Source organism: Candidatus Methylobacter oryzae, assembly GCF_003994235.2.
Lineage (GTDB): Bacteria > Pseudomonadota > Gammaproteobacteria > Methylococcales > Methylomonadaceae > Methylobacter_A > Methylobacter_A oryzae.
Map to the genome: position 1 here is coordinate 1 of NZ_RYFG02000085.1, position 21320 is coordinate 21320.

The following is a 21320-nucleotide window of genomic DNA, read 5'->3' on the forward strand; positions in this document are numbered from 1 at the left end:
TTCCTACGACCCGGTCACGAACATCCTGACTATACCGAGCGTCGTTGTCGGCGGCGTGACGTATACAAATGTCCGGGTGGCGGTGGGGAACGTGCTCAGATACGTAGCGAATTAGCTGAGTAAGGAAAGCCGAGCCTGCGTAGGTTGCAATCGTTATTGCGCCGCACTTAAGTTGGACTAGATTCGCAAGGCGCGGCCAATGCCGGACTCATCCGCACATGACGCCTGCGCAAACGAATAGCGTTCCTAATACTGAAATGCCTATAGGAGCGAGTTCGACTTTGACAATCATACCCCCCAGCATGAAGATGACAATGAATAAGGAACCGGCGTTACGCGGAGAATAGTCCGTTAGGCAGACCTTCCAGGTTTTACGACTGCCAGGGATGGCGGCCGAGACTGCTCCCGGCAGTCCCCGGCATTTCCTCCGTCCATGGAGGTCAGAAGTGTCGCAATCGATAGGGAACCGATGCGACCGACTGCCAGGGATGGCGGCCGAAACTGCTCCCGGCAGTCCTCGGCATTTCTTCCCTCCATGGAGGCCAGAAGTGCTGGGAGCAGCCGGAAGCGACTCCGGTAAAAACCTGGAAGATATCATCGAGCGATCGGAACGCCGGAAACGTCTAGGCACAAAGAAAACAAGACAAAAGTCATCGTATGAAATTAACTACCAAATTGCATCAAACCATAAAACCCTTACCGGCCTTATTGCTAATCCTTGCCCCGCTGGCCGCGCCGGCTGCCGATGTTGCCGTTCCCGGCGCAGGCTCGATGCTGCAACAGCTTCAGCCGCTCAAACCGGCAACTCCGTCATCCCAGGGAACAGGATTGACACTTGAACGGAAAAGCAACGGCCAACTGCCGCCGAGCGCACCGTTTGCCGTGCAAACGGTGCTGATCTCAGGCAATGAAAACATCGATACGCACACCCTGCACGCGCTGGTGGCGGATGCCGAAGGAAAAAGCCTCACCCTTCCGGATTTAGCCAGTCTAGCCGCCCGCCTCACCGACTATTACCACAACCGCGGCTATCCGCTGGCACGGGCGTTTATCCCGGCGCAGACCATTCAGTCGGGCATGGTGCGCATTGAGATCATGGAAGCCCGTTACGGCAAGATCGCGCTCGACAACCATAGCGGGGCCGACGACGCCTTGCTAAAGGATACCCTCGCGCCGCTGCAAAGCGGCCGGACCATCGAGCAAGCCGGGCTGGAACGGGCTCTTCTGCTGCTCTCGGATATTCCTGGCCTTATGTCAAATACTATATTGAAAGCCGGCGAGCGGCCCGGTACGTCGGATCTGTCGGTGAATGCCGCCTCAAGCCCGCCGGTTAACGGCAACCTGACGGTGGACGGTTACGGCAACCGCTACACCGGCAGGCCGCGCGTCAGCGGAACGGTGAACGTTGTCAACCCGTTGCACCACGGCGACGTGCTAAATTTGAGCGGGCTTAGCTCAGGCGAAGGCGTGAACTACGGGCGTATTTCCTACGAAACGCTGTTGAACGGCTACGGTACGCGTTTGGGCGGCTCTTACCTGGCCATGCGTTATGAGCTTGGCGGTTTGTTGTCTTCGCTGAATGCCCAGGGCACTGCGCAGGCGGGCAGCGTCTGGGCGAAACAGCCTTTGATACGCGGCCGGGATTTCAACCTGTACGGCCAAATCGGCTATGAGCGGACCGAGTTGCGCGACCGAATCGCCAGCGCCGGAATCCGGACTTACCGGCATCTGGACGACGGCACACTGGGCCTGTACGGCGACGCGCGGGACAGGTTGCTGTCCGGCGCCGTCAATACCTGGAGCGTGGGCTGGACCTTGGGCCAGGTCGATTTCGACGTTGCCGAAGCCCGCTTAGCGGATAAGGCAACCGTAAAAACACAAGGTACGTTTTCGAAATGGAACGTGAGCCTGTCCCGCCTGCAAAACCTGGGCGAACGGGACGGGCTGTATTTGGCCTTTAGCGGTCAATGGGCGCAAGACAATCTGGATCCATCGAAAAAGATGGTCGTCGGCGGCCCTTACACGGTGCGCGGCTACGATATGGGCGCCGTATCGGGAGATACCGCTTATATCGGAACAGCGGAACTTCGCCATGCCTTGGGCGCGGGCAGCTACGGGCAATGGCAGGCGGTGGCTTTTATCGACGGCGCCTATGTCCAAATCAATCAAAACACTTGGACCAATGGCAAGAACAACGCCACGCTAAACGGCGCCGGTGCCGGGCTCAACTGGCTAGGCCCGAAGATGAACTGGCCGATAGCCAGCCAATTGAATGCCAGGGCTTATATCGCCACGCCTGTCGGCCCTGCACCGGAACTGGCGGGGGCAACAAACCCGGTCCGGGCATGGATGGAAATCGGCGTCGGATTTTAAGCCGGCGCCCAGCCCACATTTCAAAGTTAAAGCCGCTTTCAGATTGATGAAGCCAAGAAATGCAAGGCTCAGCAGGGGCGGCCCGCTGTTCGCCCCTGCCCGTTAGACCAAGGCCTTATCCTAAAAATTGCAGTTACCCATGGATTCCACCGACGAATCATAATAGCGGGTAATTTCCTGACGGGTTTTGGCAAGATTCATCTAACCCGTTGTTCATCTTTACAAATCCGTATATTTAACGAGCCGGCCTTATCCGCTTACGGCCATTTCTAAAGCGCCCGACCCTATTTCATGTCAAAATAGGCGTTTATCTTCATGTGTTAAATCGAGAACTTAAGTCTTTATGAAAATCGCTATTTTATCCCGTAATCCCAAACTGTATTCGACCTCACGGCTGGTTAAAGCCGCGGAAGCACGAGGTCATAAGGTACGGGTTCTGGATGTATTGCGTTGCTATATGAACATTACCTCGCATAATCCGTCCATCCATTACCGGGGTGAAGACTTAACCGGATTCGATGCGGTTATTCCCCGGATCGGCGCTTCCGTCACTTTCTACGGAACAGCGGTATTAAGACAATTTGAAATGATGAATGTTTTTCCGTTGAACGAGTCGGTCGCCATATCCAGATCTCGCGATAAATTACGGTCGACGCAGTTGCTTGCCCGCAAAGGCATCGGTTTGCCGGTCACCGGCTTTGCCAATAATCCCGACGATATTGAGGATTTAATCGCCCAAGTCGGCGGCGCTCCGCTGGTCATTAAGTTGCTGGAAGGCACGCAAGGCATCGGCGTGGTTCTGGCCGAAACCCATAATGCCGCTGAGAGCGTTATTCAAGCGTTTATGGGCCTTAAAGCCAATATCATGGTGCAGGAGTTTATCAAGGAAGCCTGCGGCAGCGACATTCGCTGTTTTGTGGTCGGCGATAAAGTGGTTGCCGCCATGAAGCGCCAAGCAACCGCAGGAGAATTTCGTTCGAACCTACATCGCGGCGGCTCCGCCGCTTTGGTCCGTTTAACGCCCGAAGAACGCTCTACGGCCGTGCGGGCTGCAAAAATCATGGGACTGAACGTATGCGGCGTCGATATGCTGCGCTCCAATCACGGCCCGGTCATCATGGAGGTAAATTCATCTCCCGGATTGCAAGGCATCGAAGCCGCCAGCGGCAAGGATATTGCGGATTTAATCATTCAATTTATCGAGAAACGCTTTGAGACGCTGGAAACTTCAAAAGACAAATCCCCAGCCAATACCAGAACCCGAACTCGCGGCAAAGGTTAAATTTTTATTCACTTGAGAGAGCAATCATGTCTGACTTTAAGAAATATCATTGTTTGGAATGCGAACATATTTACGACGAAGCAAAAGGCGACCCTGACAGCGGCATTGCTCCCGGTACGCGTTGGGAGGATATTCCGGATAGTTGGGCTTGTCCGATATGCGGCGCTCCGAAAAGTTTTTTCAAGCTCATGGAATAGCCGGATTTCAAATACTTAAGGGTGTTGGATATAAAATGAAACGTGATCTACTCTCGGTAATTACTCACTGCAACCGCTTATTGCGTTACCTAACCATCCCGATACCTTTCCCATCCACTTTATCCGGAAAAAGCGCCCAACGATTCATCTTCGCGCTACTGTTCTGCCATGCCGTCAACGTATCCGCTGACAATACCTGGAGCTATCTCCAAAAAAGCGATCCATTAAACAATCGAACTTACAGCGTGGCGCAGTCTCCTTTGCCGGCTCGCGGCCGTTACGACAACCTCAGAATGGAAATCGTCTGCAAGGACAATACTTTGCAAGTCGCCATAGACGCCGACAGTTTAATCGCCTCGCAAGGCAGCGGCTTTGATTTTGAGTATCAAATCGACAAAAATCCTGCCGTGACGATTCAAATGAAGACTTTTCCGGATTCAAAGCGCAAAGGCTACACGGAGCAAGACGCCAAGCGCATCGTCAATGACATATTGGCCGGGCAGTCCATTTTTATTCGCGTGAATACGATGATACGCAAGGTTCTATCGGCGGCGATGCCGTTAGAAAATGCCGCCGAGACGGTTAAGCATGTCGTAAGCGATTGCGGCCTTAACTTATCCGCCGGCGTTGCAAAGGAGCAGGCCTACAGCCTTGCCGAGTTTGAACGGGAATTCGGCAAACTGTCTCCGGCCCGGCAACAGCAAGTGCTCGATCAACTAAAACAAATTATGAACGCAATCGAAAAATAAGCGGATTGTTCAGAAGTCAGAAATAGAACACGGATGGCGCGGATCAAACTGACGGACACCGATTTAAAAATACAACATGGCGCTATTTTAAAAATCCGTATAAATCCGTCCGATCCGTGCCATCCGTGTTCCAATATAAAGCTGAATTGAGCGGCTTGTCCGCTCAAACGAAACTTATGCCCTTTGGGTATAAAAACTAGCATCTACTGAACAATTCCGAAATGGGTATAATTGCCGGTATTCTCGAACGCTAACCGGCAGGAAGCATCGCAATGAAATCACAACCTATTTTTGACTACCCTCTTTTTGCACTTGGATTTAGAGCCTTCTTTGCATTGGCAGGCCTCGCGGCGCTGATCTTGATTGTCTTTTGGAACGCCATGTTCAAAGGCACTTTTATGATGGAGCATTATTTCTCCGACAGCTATTGGCATGCGCATGAAATGCTGTTGGGTTACGCCGTCGCCGTCATTGCGGGATTTTTATTAACGGCGGTCAAAAACTGGACCGGCCAACAAACTCTAAGCGGCGACCAACTGGCAAGTTTATGCCTGTTATGGCTTTATGGGCGGATTATGCCGTTCTATGCGGGACTGTTACCCGATGCCCTAATTGCATTGGTGGATTTTGCATTTTTGCCGGTGCTGGCCTATCAAGTCAGCAAGCCGATTATTCACACGCAGCAGTATAAGAACCTGTCTTTGATCGGACTGTTACTGCTGCTGGCCATAGGTAACGGCTTGATCCATGCCGAAATGCTGGGTTTACAGGAAAATACGGCCGCAACGGGAATCCAGCTGGCCGTTGCGGCAATTATCATTTTAATACTGGTCATCGCCGGACGCGTGTTTCCTTTTTTTACCGAACGCGGCATACCGGGAACGCTGATTATCAGGAATCCGTCGCTGGATTACTTATCCGTAGCATCGGCCGTCATCGTATTCGCGATGCAATTATTCGATGTTTCGGGAACCTTGTTAGCCTTGGCCGCGATTGCCGCCGTTGTCGTAAACATTGTTAGACTGGCCGGCTGGTACGTACAACGCATCTGGTACGTGCCGCTGTTATGGGTGCTTTATGCCGGTTACAGCTGGATCATACTGGGCTTTATATTAACCGTGTTATCGGCTTATTCGGTCGTTCAACCGTCGTTGGCATTGCATGCTTTTACGCTGGGAGGTATCGGCGTTTTAACATTGGGCATGATGGCCAGGGTATCGCTGGGCCATACCGGCCGGGCGCTGAAAGCTTCCAATGCGATAGCGATCGCGTTTGCATTGATCAATGTCGCCGCCTTATTCCGGGTTTTATTGCCGATAGCGATGCCGGACTGGTATGAAAACTTAATCTATATATCCACGCTAAGCTGGTTGGCCGCATTCTCACTGTTTGTCTTTGTTTATATGCCGATTTTGACCCGCGCCAGAATCGACGGCCGGGAGGGCTGATGCACGTCAAGCTCGATGGCATTGTTGAATTGGTAACCGGCTCGCTGGTTTTATTTTCCAGTATCGGCATTTTCGTGCTGACGTTAAACGCCCGATATACTCATGCAATCGGCCGGGTAAGGGATATTTACGAAGAGCTGCAAATCAACAAGAATCAAGAAAAACTGGCAAAGGAGCTCAACACGATGGTGTACCGCTGCCATGTGCTGAAATGGAGTTTCGCGCTGTTGTTGTGCAGCGCGATCAGCAGCGGCATATTTATGCTGGGCTCGATCTCTTCGCGGTTTACCGATCAAATTAACGCCGATGTTTTGATTTTGTTTGTAGTATTCAGCGTACTCTTTATTTTCAGCTCAATGGTTTGTTTGTTTATCGATGTGTTGGCTTCGTTGAAAGCGACGATGATTCATATTGAGCGGGCAAAATAAGCAACAGGCGGATTAGCGTGGCAGGTATTCAATGGAGGGTTTAAAAAATGCCGGGGTCGTTGAAAAATAATTTCCTGACACTCTCCCGCCGCCAATTCATTAGCTTTTTAAGTAGCCTGGCTCTGGCACAGGCCTTGCCAGAATGCGAATGGTTGAAGGACCGGCCCATCTCTATCGCCGCGCACACTTGGCCCGGCTACGAACCGCTGTTTCTTGCTCGCGATAAAAACTGGTTGAATAGCGAACAAGTGCGTTTGCTTGAGACGACCTCAGCCACAGAGTCCTTGCAAGCATTAACCGAAGGCAAAGCCGACGGCGCGGCACTAACCCTGGACGAAGTATTGAAAGCCCGAGCCACGGGCTTGCCGGTTTCCGTAGCGATGATCTTCGATATTTCTGCCGGCGCCGATATGCTGATTGCCCGTTCCGGCATTAAAACGCTTGCGGATCTAAAAGGCCGGCGTATCGGTTTTGAGCGGGGAGCGGTCGGCGAATTGATATTAACTGAAGTTTTGCATACCGCCGCGTTGACGAGGGAAGATGTCAAACTGCTAACGGTTAACATTGATGAACATCGCGGCGTATGGGATCGTAATGAAGTAGACGCTATTGCCACCTACGAACCGGTAGCGAGTCAATTACTGAACAAAGACGGAGTCAAGCTGTTCGATAGCCGGCAAATGGCCAATACCATAGTCGACGTGCTGGCAATACACAATAATGTGCTCGACTACAGCCACCGGAACGCTATTAGCCATCTTATTTCCGTTCATTTTAAAACCTTGGACTATCTGAACCGCAATCCCCAGGATGCCGCCTATCGCATGTCGAAGCATCTAGGCTTACCCGCAGCCGACGTGCTCTCTGCCCTCAAAGGTCTGATACTGCCCGATACGGAGAACAATTACCACTGGTTGGACGGACCCTCGCCGGAATTGCTCGTTTGCGCGCGTAAACTGTCGAACATCATGGTTAAGAGCGAACTAATCAAACAGGATGCCTCATTAACCTCGCTAATACGCGCCGATTTTCTACCTACGGAATTCCTGATAAATTGATGATGAAAATACTGACTTGCCGTATCAACCTGCTCATTCGTACGCCAATGCTGTGGGTTTGCCTTATAAGCAGTGTACTGCCGCTAGCAGAAACTTTCGGCGCAGAGCCGGTAAAGATCGGCGTATTGGCCTTTCGACCCAAGCCGCAAACCCTTGCACAATGGCAACCGCTGGTTAGCGTCTTGAAACAGGCCATGCCTGAGCGCGATTTTGAGATAGAAGTACTTACCTTTCCTGAGTTGGACATGGCGGTCGCCAGCCGCCAATTGGATTTCGTGCTGACCAATCCCGGACACTACGTGTTATTAGCCAGGCGTAGCGGATTGTCCGCGCCACTCGCCACCTTGGCGGTCAATGACAATGGCCGGCCAAACACCGCTTTCGGCGGCGTGATTTTTAGCCGGGCTCAACAAGCCGACATCAACACATTGGGCGACATTGACGGAAAAACCATCGCAGTAACCAGCACCGATTCTCTAGGCGGCTATCAAATGCAAGCCTATGAATTGCAACAAGCCGGGGTTCGCCTGCCGCAGGACGCCAAACTGGTCATTACCGGCATGCCTCACGACAATGTTGTCGAAGCGGTGCTGACAGGCCGCGCCGATGTCGGTTTTGTGCGTACCGGCGTGTTGGAAAGCATGGCTCGTGAAAGCAAGTTGGATATAACCCAACTCAAGGTTTTAAATAGCCAGAACCTGCCGGGATTTCCGGCCCTGGTGTCAACCCAACTTTACCCGGAGTGGCCGATTGCCTCCTTGCCCCACATTGACGATGGCCTGGCCAAACATGTTGCCGCCATCCTTTTTCTGCTGGATGAAAACACCGCTGTTACCCGGGCAATGGATATATACGGTTTCTCGGTCCCGGCCGATTACACGCCTGTAGCCGATCTACTTAAAGAACTGCGGTTGCCTCCGTTCGACTCGGGCCCCCAGTTTACACTGCAAGATGTTTTGCTGCGCTATCGCTTGCAAGTAGCGAGTGCATCGATTGCCAGCGGATTTATCCTATTACTGGTTTTCCGCTTGCTGTTGACCAAGCGAAAACTGGAGGCCGCGCATCAGGCTTTATTATCGAAAAAGCAGCAATTGCAGGAAGCCGAACGCAAACATTCCGATATTCTGGAAAGCGTCAATTCCTACATTTATCTGAAAGATACCGAAGGCCGTTATCTTTTTGCCAACCGTCCGGTACGTGAACTGTTCGGCATGTCGATGGATGAAATTGTCGGCCAGGGCGATGAGAAATTCTTCGATGCCGAAACCACTGAAAAATTACGTACCAATGATCGTCAGGTTCTAGAGAACAGGGAAACATTAAACATCGAAGAAACCAACTTGAATCTCAAGGATGGACAAATCTCGACCTATTTGACCGTCAAACTTCCTCTCTGCAACGAAACAGGAGAAGTCTACGCATTGTGCGGAATTTCGACCGATATTACCGAACGCAAACAAGCCGAAGACAGGCTGCGCAAGAGCGAAGAATCCCTTAAGGAATCGCAAATTATTGCCGGCTTGGGCAGTTATGTTTTGGATATTCCCAGCAACCGTTGGGAAAGTTCGGATGTGCTTGACAAACTGTTTGGCATAGACCCAATGTACGAACGTACAGTGGAAGGATGGGCGGCTCTGATCCATCCCTACGACCGGGCTATGATGGAAGACTTCTTTAAAAATGAAGTACTTGGTCATGGTAATATTTTCGATAAGGAATACCGCATAGTCCGCGCCGAGAACCAAGCCGAGCGCTGGGTACATGGACTAGGCAAGCTGGAGTTTGACGCACAAGGACAACCCGTGAAAATGCACGGCACGATTCAGGATATTACCGAGCGTAAACGAGTCGAAGAAAAGCTCCAGCTAGCCGCCAGGGTATTTACCCATGCTCGCGAAGGCATCATGATTACTACTGCCGACGGTACGATTGTCGACGTCAACGATACCTTCAGCGCTATCACCGGCTACGCCCGCGAGGAAGTCCTGGGGCGGAACCCGCGCCTGTTCAGCTCCGGACTTCAAAGCAGGGAGTTTTATACGGCCCTATGGGACGATCTGATCGAAAACGGTTACTGGTACGGCGAAATCTGGAACCGTCGCAAGAACGGCGAAGTCTATGCATTGATGCTGACCATCAGCGCCGTGTGCGATGCTCATAACAACACACAACATTACGTGGCTTTGTTCTCAGACATTACGTCACTGAAAGAGCACGAAAAACAGCTCGAACATATCGCCCACTACGACGCACTGACTAATTTGCCCAACCGCGTACTGCTGGCCGACCGCCTGCGCCAAGCCATGTCCCAGGCACAGCGGCGCAATCAGCGGCTGGCGGTGGTTTTCCTCGACCTTGACGGCTTCAAGGCCATCAACGATAACCATGGGCATGAAGCCGGCGACCAGCTGCTGATGATCATCGCCATCCGCATGAAACAGGCTTTGCGGGAAGGCGATACGCTTGCGCGCCTGGGCGGAGACGAATTCGTCGCCGTAATGCTGGACTTGGCCGACACCGAAGCCAGCATACCGATGCTGACCCGTTTGCTGAATGCCGCGGCCCAGCCGTTGCATATCGGCGGCCTCAGTCTTCAGGTTTCAGCCAGTCTCGGCATTACATTTTACCCGCAGCAGGAAGACGTGGATGCTGACCAGCTGCTACGCCAGGCCGATCAAGCGATGTATCAAGCCAAATTGGCAGGAAAGAACCGTTATCACGTTTTCGATGCCGAACAGGACCGTAGCGTCCGCGGTTACCACGAAAGTATTGAGCACATCCGCAACGCTCTGGCCGAACGCGAATTCGTGCTGTATTATCAACCGAAGGTGAATATGCGTACCGGTAAGGTTATCGGTGCCGAAGCGCTGATCCGCTGGCAACATCCGGAAAAAGGCCTGTTGCCGCCCAACCTGTTCCTGCCGGTGATCGAAAATCATCCTTTGTCGATTCAGCTCGGCGAGTGGGTGATTGAAGCCGCTTTAGCACAATTAGAGCTTTGGCATTCAGCCGGCCTGGACATCCCGGTCAGCGTCAATATCAATGCGCTACAATTGCAACAGCCGAATTTCATCGAGCATTTGAGCAATCTGCTGCTCTCTCATCCGACTATCAAACCTGGCAATCTGGAAATGGAAGTACTGGAAACCAGCGCCCTGGAAGACTTGGTTCATGTTTCTCAAGTCATCGCCGCCAGCCGGAAGCTCGGAGTGAATTTTGCACTGGACGATTTCGGCACCGGATATTCTTCGATGACTTACCTAAAACGCCTGCCTGTCACACAGCTCAAGATCGACCAAAGCTTCGTGCGCGATATGCTCGACGATCCCGACGACCTTGCCATTGTGCAAGGGATACTGGGTCTCGCTAATGCTTTTTATCGCGAAGTCATTGCCGAAGGTGTGGAAACAATCGCGCACGGAACCGTGCTGCTGCAACTCGGCTGCGAACTGGGTCAAGGCTACGGCATTGCCCGGCCGATGCCGGCACACGAATTTCCCGGCTGGTTCAGCGCTTGGCAACCCGATCCGAAATGGGCCAACTTGCCGATAGCTGACCACGGCAGTTTATCGATACTTCATGCCGCCGTAGAACTCCGTGCCTGGTTTGCGGCCATAGAAAGCTATCTGAAGAGCGAACGTAACGATTCCCCTCCGCTGGATCCTATGCAATGCCGCTTCGGCATATGGTTAAATACTGTGGGCTTGGAAGGTCATATTGGACAACAAGCGTTCACTACCATCAAGCCGTTGCATCGGCAAATTCATGCATGCGCTGCCGAGTTATGCGAACTCAAGATCAACGGACAAAGCCCGGAAGCACTGGCAATGCTTGCAGAACTTTATCAGCAACGAGATACGTTACTTAAACAATTAGAGATATTGACGCTGGAAAAACGGTAATAGGCAAAACGCGCTACCTTTTCGCTTTAACCGTTGCTAACAATGCCAATAAACATTCGACAAAACCGCTTTCAAGAACGGCTGCAATAGGGACGTACCAATGTCGGTCGCTTGCAAACGCCATACATTTTACTGCATCCTTCTCGGTCATCAATACCGGCTCGGAGCCTAGGACCGAAATGTCTTTGGCTTGGAACTTATAATGATCCGGAAAGCTGTGTGTTGTGCAGTTCAAACCAAAAGATTCAAGTAATTTAAAGAACCGGTCCGGATTGCCTATGCCCGCCAATGCATGACAATCGACCGCTTTAAATTCAGACAGTGGCTTTTCTTCTCCGGTGAGCAGATTAATCGCCGTGTTACCGGTGATCTGCATAGCCAACTCGTTATCTTCCGATTTTTCCCCGTTCACGACCACGAAATCGACGCTTTGCAGCCGTTCGATCGGCTCGCGAAGCGGACCCGCCGGTAGGCAATAACTGTTGCCGAAACGCCTTTCGCCGTCAATCACCGCAATTTCAATATCCCTGTTCAGCGCGTAATGTTGTAAGCCGTCGTCCGATAAAATCACGTCACAGTCCGATTTTTGAAGCAGCAGCTTCGCCGCATCGACGCGCAACGGACCGACAGCCATCGGGCAAGCGGTTTGTTTGGCGATCAGCATGGCTTCATCGCCGACATTCTCCGCAGCGCTATCCGCATCAAGCCATTGCGGCCATGATTCGGCCTGACCGCCATAGCCCCGGCTGATGATACCGGGCTTGAAGCCCTCGTTTTTAAGCAAGCGGGCCAGCCAGATAATTAACGGCGTTTTGCCGGTGCCGCCCACGGTAATATTGCCTACGACAATGACCGGAACCGGCAAGGAATGTCTTTTTAACACGCCAATGCGGTACAGGAATTTCCTGAATCTAACGAAATCGCTGAATAAAAATCCCAACGGCATCAAGAATACGCCAATAAAAGGATCTTTGTACCAGACATCCAGCAGCCATCGAGATAAGGTTTTTTTCATCATTTAATCGGCCGGGTGCAACGTTGCAAAAGTGATGTGACTGAATCCGACTTGGCCGGCAATATCCAGCGCCGTCATAACGGCTTTGTTTGGCGTTTTGTCGTCGGCATTGATAATAAAAGGCACATCCTTTGAATTAAGCGCAAGCTTGCCCAGCTCCTGCTTTAATCCGGCCTTATTTTGATCGATCAATTGATGAGGCAAGCCGTCGTCACCGATCAATGAATAAATGCCGTCCGCATCAATCACCAGCGAAACGGTTTTAGGGTGCTCCTCAGCCTCGGTGCCTTCGGCCTCGGGAAGCTTAATATTGACTTCAGTTTGCCGGTTAAACGTCGTGGAAACCATGAAAAAAAGCAATAACACAAAAAGTACGTCGATCATTGAGATCAACGTAATATCGACATTCTCTCTTTTTTTACGTTGGAACTTCATCAGGACGCTTTCCGGTCTTCATGCAGAATATCAACAAGCTTTAACGCTTCCTCTTCCATCGTAACGACATAGTCGTCAACCAGCCGTTCAAAATAACGATGGAAAATCAGGCTAGGAATAGCCACCGTCAAGCCCGCGGCTGTCGTAATCAGCGCAACAGAAATGCCACCGGCCAGAACGGAAGGATTACCGGCCCCATGCTGCAACAGCGAGGCAAAAATATCGATCATGCCGAACACGGTTCCCAACAAGCCCAACAACGGACTGACCGCGGCAATCGTACCTAAGGTATTGAGGAAACGCTCCAAGTCATGCACGACCCGGCGGCCGGTTTCTTCAATGCATTCTTTCATGAATTTTCTGCCGTGATGGCTATTGGCAAGGCCGGAAGCCAAAATACAACCGAGCGGCGAACTGTTTTTCAATTGCCGCAAAGCCGCATCGTCGAGCTTGTTTTCGCGTGATAACCGCCAAATTTGTGCAACGAGCTCAGGCGGTATAATTTTCTTTCTGCGCAAGGACCAAAAACGTTCCGCAATAATGGCCATGGCAGTAATCGAACAGATTACGATCGGCAACATCATCCAGCCGCCGCTTTTTATAATTTCAAACACATTATTTCCTAAAAAATGACAGATAAGGTTAACGCAACCAAGCTCTATTTTAACTCAATACCGCTTTATCTTGAGAACTTTCCCGCCCAACCCAGACATAGGCAATTACAAAAGCCATACTACAAAAAACCGCCGCCATTGAATAGACGAATTGAGCGCCGAACGACTCCCAATAATAACCGCTGTAATAACTGCCGATCATGCCGCCCAAACCGAAAGTCAAACTGGTATAAAGCGCTTGGCCTTTGCCCTGATGCCGGTCGCCAAAATAAAGATGAACCAGATGAATGGCCGCCACATGGACGCCGCCGAAAGTCGCAGCATGCAAGAACTGCGCAAGAAGCAATAACCAGAAATAATCGACGCACCAGGCAATTATTAACCAGCGGACAACCGCCAGTAAAATACTGCACAATAAGATTGTCCTAAGGGAGAATCGTTTCAGTAAACGGCGCATGTAAATAAACAAAACAATCTCCGAGAAAACGGCTAACGACCATAAAAAGCCGGTCAAGCTTGGCGTGTACTGATAATGTTTCAGGTAAATTGAGTAAAAAACGTAATAAGGCGAGTGCGCGAGCTGCAACAGCATATAAACAACCAGAAAAGCCCATAGCTCAGGCTTTTTCAGGATTTGCTTGATGCCGACGGCTGCCTGATGGTGAGGTGCCTGGATTGCCGGCGTCATTAAGCTGACCACCCAGATCAGCGTCATTATTACGGTAATCGCAATCGGGATAATATCCGGAGGCTGGTCATCCAATAATCGCCCTACCCCGAGCACCGAAACAATAAAACCGATCGATCCCCATAATCTTATCCGGCTATAGTGATGGGCTTTAGTTTTTAAGTGGTATAACGTTACCGCTTCAAACTGCGGCAATGAAGCATTCCAAAAAATGCTAAAAGCCGCCGTTATCCAGGCAAACCAGAAATAACCATGAATAAATAGAAATCCGGCAAAGAATGCAGCCGTAAAAAAAGTGGCGATGCGGATAATACGCAGGTTTCTTCCGGTGTGGTCGGCAATCCAGCCCCAGAGAATGGGGGAAAAAATTCTTGTGCCGTTCAGTATCGCGGAAAGTTCGCCGATTTGAACGGGATTAAAACCGCTCTCTTTTAAATAAAGCCCCCAGTAAGGAATAAAAGTCCCCACCGTGGCAAAATAAAAAAAGTAAAAACCTGACAGCCGCCAGTATGGAATTGACATCGGTTGATTTATCTCTCTCGTTCCCATGCTTTAGGCCACTGCCGTTAAATTAAGCCGCTCGTGGCGACTTGCCGAACCACGAGCGGCTTAATCGCAGTGACTCCAACTTGGGAATATCTTGACGAACGCGAGGGGCGTCTTGTGTTTGCTTGATTATTGATGGCGCACCACGCCTTAAAACGCATCCCCACAAGCGTGCGGGGATGCGGATAAACCGCGGCTTATCTTAAAACCGGCAGTCCCGATTGAACGTTGATATTTTGCGCCCGGTGCCGCAATAGATGATCCATGATCACTATCGCCATCATCGCTTCGGCAATCGGCGTTGCACGAATGCCGACGCACGGATCGTGGCGGCCTTCGGTGACGACGTCGATGGCTTCGCCTCTCAGATTGATGCTTCTGCCCGGCAGCCGCAGGCTGGACGTCGGCTTTAAAGCGATAGCCGCAGTAATCTGTTGACCGCTGGAAATGCCGCCCAAGATACCGCCGGCATGATTGCTTAAAAAGCCGTCCGGGGTGATCTCGTCGCGAAACTGCGTGCCTTTGCTGTCGATGCAATCAAAGCCGTCGCCGATTTCGACGCCTTTTACCGCATTAATACTCATCAAAGCGTGAGCCAAATCGGCGTCGAGCCGGTCGAAAATAGGCTCGCCCAAGCCCGGCGGAACGTTGCTTGCGACCACTTCAATTCTGGCTCCGATAGACTCGCCTTCTTTGCGCAACGCATCCATATAGGCTTCCATTTCAGCAACCTTATCGGCATCGGGGCAGAAAAAAGGATTGCTGTCGATAATCGACCAATCGACTTTCTCGATTTTTATCGGTCCCAACTGCGATAAATAACCGCGTATTTCTATGCCTTCCTGTTCTTTCAGATATTTCTTGGCAATGCCGCCTGCCGCAACGCGCATCGCTGTTTCGCGCGCAGACGAACGCCCTCCTCCGCGATAATCCCTGGTGCCGTATTTATGCTGATAGCTATAATCCGCGTGACCGGGCCTGAAAGTATCGGCGATTTTGGAATAATCCTTGGAACGTTGATCGGTATTTTCGATTAACAAGCCAATCGGCGTACCGGTGGTTTTGCCTTCAAACACGCCGGACAGGATTTTGACTTCATCGGCTTCGCGGCGCTGGGTAGTATGCCGCGAAGTACCCGGTTTCCTACGATCCAGGTCTTCCTGTAAATCGGCTTCGGTCAAGACCATGCCCGGAGGGCAGCCATCGACGATGCAGCCTATCGCTGGGCCGTGGCTTTCGCCGAACGAGGTGACGGTAAATAATTTTCCTATTGAGTTTCCAGACATATCTTATAAAGCCGCTAAAAATAATTCGTTATATTGACTAACTTGTTCTGCCGTCAGCAAAAACACGCCATCGCCGCCGCGTTCAAAGTCCAGCCAGTAAAAAGGCACATCGGGGAATGCGCTCTGCAAAGTTTCCGCACTGCTGCCGACTTCTACGATCAAAATCCCCTGCTCTGACAAATACCGGTCGGCATCGACCAAAATACGCAAAACAATATCCAAGCCTGTTGGTCCGCCTTTAAAGCCCATGTCAGGCTCGGCGTGGAACTCCGCGGGCAGCTGCTCCCACTCTTCAAGGCAGACATAGGGCGGATTGCTGACAATGATGTCATAGCGAACATCCGGCAGTTCTTTAAACAAATCCGATTGATAAAGAGTCAGCGCATCCTCCAGCTGATGCTTTTCGACGTTCAGCTTCGCAACAGCCAGCGCATCGTCCGACAAATCCACTGCATCGACGTAAGCATCGGGAAACGCATAAGCGCAGGCTATCGCAATGCAGGCACTGCCTGTACATAAATCCAAAATGCGTTCAACCTGTTCTTCATCCACCCAAGGGGCAAAGCGCTGTTCGATCAATTCGGCAATAGGCGACCTTGGCACCAGCACCCGCTGATCGACATAAAACGACAAGCCTGCAAAAATAGCTTCATGAGTCAGATAGGCGGCCGGTATGCGTTCGTTGATACGCCTGTCGATCATGTCGATTACGGCTTGACGTTCGGTCAACGTCAAAACGCTTTGCAGATACGCATCGGCCAAGTTATAAGGCTGGCGAACGGTATGCAGAACCAGCGCTACGGCTTCATCCAGCGCGGTTGCAGTACCGTGGCCGAAACACAATCCCGCCTCGGTAAAACGGCTGGCGGCCCAGCGAATATAATCGCGGATAGTTGATAACGTTGTTAAAATTTCAGATGGCGTTGTTTTCATTGCTGATAAAGTAAAATCGACGAATATATAGATTTTAAACTAAACTTTGCGAGCTTGTTTGAATATTAGATAAACGCCACATGAGCCAAACCAACAACAACCTTAGCAATATCAGCGCAAATTTGGCTAAAAACAAACTTTTAACGGATTGTTACCGGCATATGCAATCCGATGACCTAGTGCTGCCGACTATTCCCGATGTATGTTTTAAAATCCGCCATGCAATTAATGCCGATAACTCAAGCGTCTCTTCAATAGCGCGAGTCGTTCAAGTCGATCCGTCAATCACAGCCAGACTGATACAAATATCGAACAGTTCTTTGTACGCGGGCCGAAAAAAAATTGAAAGCTGCCCCGAAGCATTGACTCGGCTGGGCTTGAAAGCGGCCCAGGACATTATCACCGCCTTTGCAATCAAATCGGTGTTTAACGCCAAGTCGCCTGTCATCCGTCATAAGATGGAGGAATTATGGGACCATAGCGGCTATATAGCCGCCATCAGCGCTGTGCTTGCCCATAAAATTCCCGGCTTCGACCCGGACCGGGCCATGCTGGCCGGATTGGTTCATGATATTGGTATCGTGCCTATTTTGACTTATGCCGATAATCATCCGGATATTATTGATCATCCCAAATATCTTGTTGAAACCGTAAAAAAATTGCGCGCCGACATTGGCGTACAGATTATCCGGCAATGGGCCTTTCCCGATGATTTTGAAAATGTGGTCATCAATGCCGAAAACTGGTTCCGTAATGACAGTAATCCGTCGAGCTATTCGGATATTGTGATGATTTCGCAGTTGTATAGTTTTATCGGCAAAGTCGATATAAAAAAAATACCTAAAATAGACGACCTGCCGGCTTATAAAAAGTTGGCAGGACATTTAGATGCGGATGACGCAATCAATATTCTGGATGCAGCCAAAGATGAGATTGAACATATCCAACAAATGCTGGCTTAACGTATTATGGATATTAGCTCGCCAATAAATACCCAATCCCTGTTAGCAGCTAACAGGCTGTTGGAAAATACGCTAAACCTAAAAGTCGGCCAGCAGCTTGATGTCAAAGTGCTTAATGCCAATATACAAGCTACAAAAAACGCTATTACCTTATCCTTGGGCGAAAAAAACGTTACTGTACAAAGCAATCAGCCGGTTGCGCTAAACTCCGGACAGAATTTAAAAATCCAGGTCACTCAAGTCGCTCCGGTCGTTGAGTTTAAAGTTCTTAATCCCTTACCCGAACTAAAAAACCAAGCCGTTGAATTACGCTTAAAACTCATTCCGACCGCCAGGGATGGAGGGAATGGTGCAAGCAGTCAGGAACTAATGCGGCCAACTGCCAGGAATGGCGGGAATATCGCAAACAATCAGGAACTGATGCGTTCGACGACTGCCAGAGATGCCGGAAACGCCGTAAACAGCAAGGAAGTGCAGCAACCAAGTATCAAGGATGGTGCAAGCGCTAAGGAGCTAATTAGAGCGATCACGGCCGATGGCGGAAAGGCGCAGATGCTATCACCCATCAAGGATGGCGTAAGTGCAAAAGACTTGTTTCGCCCGATAATCGGCGAAAATAATTCTTCGCCGGTAAAATTGCTGTTAGATGCCAAAATAGTCAACATTGCCGGCAATAAAATCCAGCTACAAGTTGACTCACCGGCAGCAAGCGGCAAACAAACCGCCTTAATTACTATCGACCGAACTCAACTGACTAACGCACCTTCGAATTTAAAGGCCGGGCAAAGCTTAAACCTGGAAATTGTAAGAAATGGAGCTACAACCGAATTTAAAATTATTCCGAATCCCAACAACATTTCTGAAGAAAAAATAGCCGAATTCACAAAGCAATTTTTACCGCGACATGAAGCTTCACCTATTTTTTTAAATCAACTAGTAAAAGATCTGCCGCGATTATTAAAAAATGAAAGCGTTCCTCAAGCTTTAAAAGATATAGCCGTAAAAATAATTCAGAACCTGCCGCCAAAAGAGCAGTTGATTACTAGCCAAGGCCTTAAACAAGCCATTACCAACTCAGGATTATTTCTTGAGGCCAAATTGGCGCCGCCGATGTCTCAAACCGAGCTAATTAAGGAATTGCCCGGCTTGGTAAAAAATGAAAGCGTCCCCCAATCATTACAGAGGATTGCTGCGGAAATATTACAGAATTTGACACAAAAACAACCATCGCCCGATCCTGGTATTGAACAACCGGCCGCCAATTCGCAACAGCCGCCTGAACCTGAACAAGCATCTTTAAAATCAAGCCAAGCAAATAACGCCGATAATATAAAAGATAGCCTCCCACAACCAAGCACATCAAGCGACAGCAAATTGGTTGCCGATGATTTTAAAGGTAATTTACTTAAATTTATTCAAGCCTTAAAGCAAGAAATCACTCATCAAAGCGAGCAGCCGTCAAATCAGGTCGATCTTGACCTGCTAAAGAACCTGCAAAATAAGACAGAAAATACTGTCGCCAAATTAGTACTGGATCAATTGACATCCCTGCCTAAAGAAGACGCACCAAAGCAGTTATGGGTTATCGATATTCCGTTTATTGACCGGCAACAAGCGGAATCCGTCAGGATTGAAGTTCAACAAGATAAAAGAAACAAACAACAAGCCGGCAACAGCGATTGGTCGGTTAACATCACCGTTACACCACCGGGGTTGGGCACGATTCATTGCATAGTTTCCTACCGGAACGATGTGATTAATACTTTTTTTAAAAGCCAGAACACCAAAACGACCGAGCTAATCAAACACAACCTTGACTACCTGAAAAATCAACTCGAAGATTCGGGGTTAAAGACGGGACATATGGACGCCCATGATGGAGCTGAAAAAATAATGCCGACGCCACCTAATCAACTAGCCGGAAAAAAACTGTTTGATGATAAGGCTTAGTTTGTAGGAGCCTAAAAATTGAGCTGTGAAGCGATAGCCGGGCAAGCTGTTATTTAGCAACCGCCGATTCAATAAACGGTCTGAATGCCGACCTTATATCGCGCACTTTCTGACTCGCGCAAAGCTCAATACCTAACGATGATTCTCGACAGTGAATGTCAAGGAACAACTGTTGTTTTTTATTCTCATCCTCAAGTTTTGATATCGACAAAGCCAGGTCATCGTCAGTTGCAGGTGCCCGCCCCATAATCAATTTATCGGTATCGGTATCAATCGGTGTTGTGGCATTAGCTTTGACGAAATCGTGCGCGCTAGCCCAAGCTTTGGCACAAAGCATGTCGGTTTCGCAAATATACAGGCCAATTTTATCGTTAATATTAGTTTGCGCTGATTTATCAACTGCTTTTGATGGATCTGTATTTTCTTGGGTTAAGAATTTGAATCGCTCGATGTTTGCTTCAAACTCGGCTTTGGTTCGATTCTTTTTTTCGATTTGCTTATTTATTTCCGCATAAGCAACTTGTATTTGCGCTTCAGTTTGCTTGATTTCATCTAGTAAAGCTTGAGGGACTGTTTTGCCATTACGCTCGAGCTCTGCGGCTTTCTTTTGCTGCGCTTCCAATTGATTTTCAACACGCTTTAAATTGCTCTGAGCCACGTTTCGCTGGGCGTCTAAGGATTGCATGGTTGCGTATAGGCTTGCTTCCATATCCTTTAGGTTACGAAAAGTACTTAGCAGCACCTTATCGTTAGCGGCTTGTTGGGCAATGATTTTTTCTTGGGCTTTTTTTAGGGCATTTAACCGATTAGCGATGGCCTGTTGTTCTTTAGTTTTTTCTTCTTCGGTCACTTCAATAACACGACCTTTCTCATTTAACGATTCTCTGCGATATTGAGAATGTTCTGGCGGCACCTGGTCTGAAAAGATTGTTTCTCCCTGTTCATTCACCCATCGATACATCTTTTTTGCCTGTACAGCCTGATTGGCGCATAGAAAAAGAAACAAGACTAAAAAGATACTGGTTGAGAAGGTACGAGTTTGCATGACTGACATGTGATTTTCAAGAAAGCTAAATTATATTGTAAAGATAGCAGATATGAAATTTTATTGCCTTGCTCTATTGAGACTTTCGCCCCCTAGCCGAATAGATTATGTTAGCCCCCGTGATCACGAAACAACGTTACGTCGAATACTTGATCTGTACGCCGATCAACTAACACCTGCATCAACTTATCCGAACATTTGATCATATCGTCCCCATCTATCAAGTCCAGGGCGATTTTGTTTTCAGACTGTTTGCAAGCTGGACTGCGTAACCCTAGAACCAAAGCTTATTCGGGAGGATAGCGAAAGTCTTACTATTATGGTTTAGTAATTCTTTGCCTAAAATACACGAAAGGCCGCAAGAAATTAAAAACGATTACCCCTTGAAGAGAGTGAATCACCAACTACC

At 49.6% G+C, this 21320-nt stretch carries 17 protein-coding genes; 10 read left to right on the forward strand and 7 right to left on the reverse strand.

All coding sequences use genetic code 11. The features are described 5' to 3' along the window. Positions 1-657 precede the first annotated feature (657 nt). The 8 genes from EKO24_RS09080 (at position 658) to EKO24_RS09115 (ending at position 11437) form a co-directional block, all read left to right on the forward strand. Positions 658-2373, forward strand: a complete 1716-nt coding sequence (locus tag EKO24_RS09080) for a ShlB/FhaC/HecB family hemolysin secretion/activation protein (protein WP_127026914.1) — start codon at positions 658-660, stop codon at positions 2371-2373. A 343-nt stretch (positions 2374-2716) separates the two neighbouring features. Continuing rightward, a complete protein-coding gene (rimK, locus tag EKO24_RS09085) occupies positions 2717-3655 on the forward strand; it encodes a 30S ribosomal protein S6--L-glutamate ligase (protein ID WP_127026913.1) in 939 nt (312 codons plus the stop codon). 26 nt (positions 3656-3681) lie between these two features. Beyond that, complete coding sequence (locus tag EKO24_RS09090; protein WP_127026912.1) at positions 3682-3852, forward strand: rubredoxin; 171 nt, start codon at positions 3682-3684, stop codon at positions 3850-3852. A gap of 35 nt (positions 3853-3887) precedes the next feature. After that, complete coding sequence (locus EKO24_RS09095) at positions 3888-4601, forward strand: hypothetical protein (protein ID WP_241674448.1); 714 nt, start codon at positions 3888-3890, stop codon at positions 4599-4601. A gap of 272 nt (positions 4602-4873) precedes the next feature. Then, positions 4874-6049, forward strand: a complete 1176-nt coding sequence (locus tag EKO24_RS09100) for an NnrS family protein (protein ID WP_127026911.1) — start codon at positions 4874-4876, stop codon at positions 6047-6049. After that, a complete protein-coding gene (locus EKO24_RS09105; protein ID WP_127026910.1) occupies positions 6049-6477 on the forward strand; it encodes a DUF2721 domain-containing protein in 429 nt (142 codons plus the stop codon). Before EKO24_RS09100 ends, EKO24_RS09105 begins: the two co-directional genes overlap by 1 nt. Before the next feature lie 47 nt (positions 6478-6524). After that, the gene (locus EKO24_RS09110; RefSeq protein ID WP_241674449.1) at positions 6525-7535 is read left to right on the forward strand and encodes an ABC transporter substrate-binding protein; all 1011 of its coding nucleotides are present in this window, start codon (positions 6525-6527) and stop codon (positions 7533-7535) included. Positions 7536-7537: 2 nt separating this feature from the next. Continuing rightward, on the forward strand, positions 7538-11437 hold the full coding sequence (locus tag EKO24_RS09115) for an EAL domain-containing protein (protein WP_206667242.1): 3900 nt from the start codon (positions 7538-7540) through the stop codon (positions 11435-11437). 13 nt (positions 11438-11450) lie between these two features. Here EKO24_RS09115 and lpxK read toward each other — a convergent pair whose 3' ends face one another. From lpxK to prmB, 6 genes are all read right to left on the reverse strand, one after another. Beyond that, on the reverse strand, positions 11451-12455 hold the full coding sequence (gene lpxK / locus EKO24_RS09120; protein WP_338324000.1) for a tetraacyldisaccharide 4'-kinase: 1005 nt from the start codon (positions 12453-12455) through the stop codon (positions 11451-11453). Continuing rightward, positions 12456-12887 carry an ExbD/TolR family protein gene (locus EKO24_RS09125; RefSeq protein ID WP_127026908.1) on the reverse strand — a complete coding sequence of 144 codons (432 nt, stop codon included), beginning with the start codon at positions 12885-12887 and terminating at the stop codon, positions 12456-12458. Beyond that, a complete protein-coding gene (locus tag EKO24_RS09130; protein WP_127026907.1) occupies positions 12887-13501 on the reverse strand; it encodes a MotA/TolQ/ExbB proton channel family protein in 615 nt (204 codons plus the stop codon). Before EKO24_RS09130 ends, EKO24_RS09125 begins: the two co-directional genes overlap by 1 nt. Positions 13502-13550: 49 nt before the next feature. Next, a complete protein-coding gene (locus tag EKO24_RS09135; RefSeq protein ID WP_162853349.1) occupies positions 13551-14711 on the reverse strand; it encodes an MFS transporter in 1161 nt (386 codons plus the stop codon). A gap of 221 nt (positions 14712-14932) precedes the next feature. After that, on the reverse strand, positions 14933-16021 hold the full coding sequence (aroC, locus tag EKO24_RS09140) for a chorismate synthase (protein ID WP_127026906.1): 1089 nt from the start codon (positions 16019-16021) through the stop codon (positions 14933-14935). 3 nt (positions 16022-16024) lie between these two features. Further along, on the reverse strand, positions 16025-16954 hold the full coding sequence (gene prmB / locus EKO24_RS09145; RefSeq protein WP_127026905.1) for a 50S ribosomal protein L3 N(5)-glutamine methyltransferase: 930 nt from the start codon (positions 16952-16954) through the stop codon (positions 16025-16027). Between the two features lie 80 nt (positions 16955-17034). Here prmB and EKO24_RS09150 point away from each other — a divergent pair, with 80 nt between their 5' ends. Then, positions 17035-17916, forward strand: coding sequence for an HDOD domain-containing protein (locus tag EKO24_RS09150; protein WP_127026904.1), 882 nt, complete (start codon positions 17035-17037; stop codon positions 17914-17916). Between the two features lie 6 nt (positions 17917-17922). Beyond that, positions 17923-19866: a flagellar hook-length control protein FliK gene (locus EKO24_RS09155; protein WP_127026903.1), complete on the forward strand. Its 1944-nt coding sequence runs from the start codon at positions 17923-17925 to the stop codon at positions 19864-19866. Positions 19867-19915: 49 nt separating this feature from the next. Here the strand turns inward: EKO24_RS09155 and EKO24_RS09160 are convergent, their stop codons facing one another. Beyond that, on the reverse strand, positions 19916-20920 hold the full coding sequence (locus tag EKO24_RS09160) for a DUF4124 domain-containing protein (RefSeq protein WP_241674450.1): 1005 nt from the start codon (positions 20918-20920) through the stop codon (positions 19916-19918). Between the last annotated feature and the right edge of the window lie 400 nt (positions 20921-21320).

Coding starts and splice junctions, on each gene's coding strand:
- EKO24_RS09080 (WP_127026914.1), top strand. CDS start 658: ATGAAATTAACTACCAAATTGCATCAAACCATAAAACCCTTACCGGCC.
- rimK (WP_127026913.1), top strand. CDS start 2,717: ATGAAAATCGCTATTTTATCCCGTAATCCCAAACTGTATTCGACCTCA.
- EKO24_RS09090 (WP_127026912.1), top strand. CDS start 3,682: ATGTCTGACTTTAAGAAATATCATTGTTTGGAATGCGAACATATTTAC.
- EKO24_RS09095 (WP_241674448.1), top strand. CDS start 3,888: ATGAAACGTGATCTACTCTCGGTAATTACTCACTGCAACCGCTTATTG.
- EKO24_RS09100 (WP_127026911.1), top strand. CDS start 4,874: ATGAAATCACAACCTATTTTTGACTACCCTCTTTTTGCACTTGGATTT.
- EKO24_RS09105 (WP_127026910.1), top strand. CDS start 6,049: ATGCACGTCAAGCTCGATGGCATTGTTGAATTGGTAACCGGCTCGCTG.
- EKO24_RS09110 (WP_241674449.1), top strand. CDS start 6,525: ATGCCGGGGTCGTTGAAAAATAATTTCCTGACACTCTCCCGCCGCCAA.
- EKO24_RS09115 (WP_206667242.1), top strand. CDS start 7,538: ATGAAAATACTGACTTGCCGTATCAACCTGCTCATTCGTACGCCAATG.
- lpxK (WP_338324000.1), bottom strand. CDS start 12,455: ATGATGAAAAAAACCTTATCTCGATGGCTGCTGGATGTCTGGTACAAA.
- EKO24_RS09125 (WP_127026908.1), bottom strand. CDS start 12,887: ATGAAGTTCCAACGTAAAAAAAGAGAGAATGTCGATATTACGTTGATC.
- EKO24_RS09135 (WP_162853349.1), bottom strand. CDS start 14,711: ATGTCAATTCCATACTGGCGGCTGTCAGGTTTTTACTTTTTTTATTTT.
- aroC (WP_127026906.1), bottom strand. CDS start 16,021: ATGTCTGGAAACTCAATAGGAAAATTATTTACCGTCACCTCGTTCGGC.
- prmB (WP_127026905.1), bottom strand. CDS start 16,954: ATGAAAACAACGCCATCTGAAATTTTAACAACGTTATCAACTATCCGC.
- EKO24_RS09150 (WP_127026904.1), top strand. CDS start 17,035: ATGAGCCAAACCAACAACAACCTTAGCAATATCAGCGCAAATTTGGCT.
- EKO24_RS09155 (WP_127026903.1), top strand. CDS start 17,923: ATGGATATTAGCTCGCCAATAAATACCCAATCCCTGTTAGCAGCTAAC.
- EKO24_RS09160 (WP_241674450.1), bottom strand. CDS start 20,920: ATGTCAGTCATGCAAACTCGTACCTTCTCAACCAGTATCTTTTTAGTC.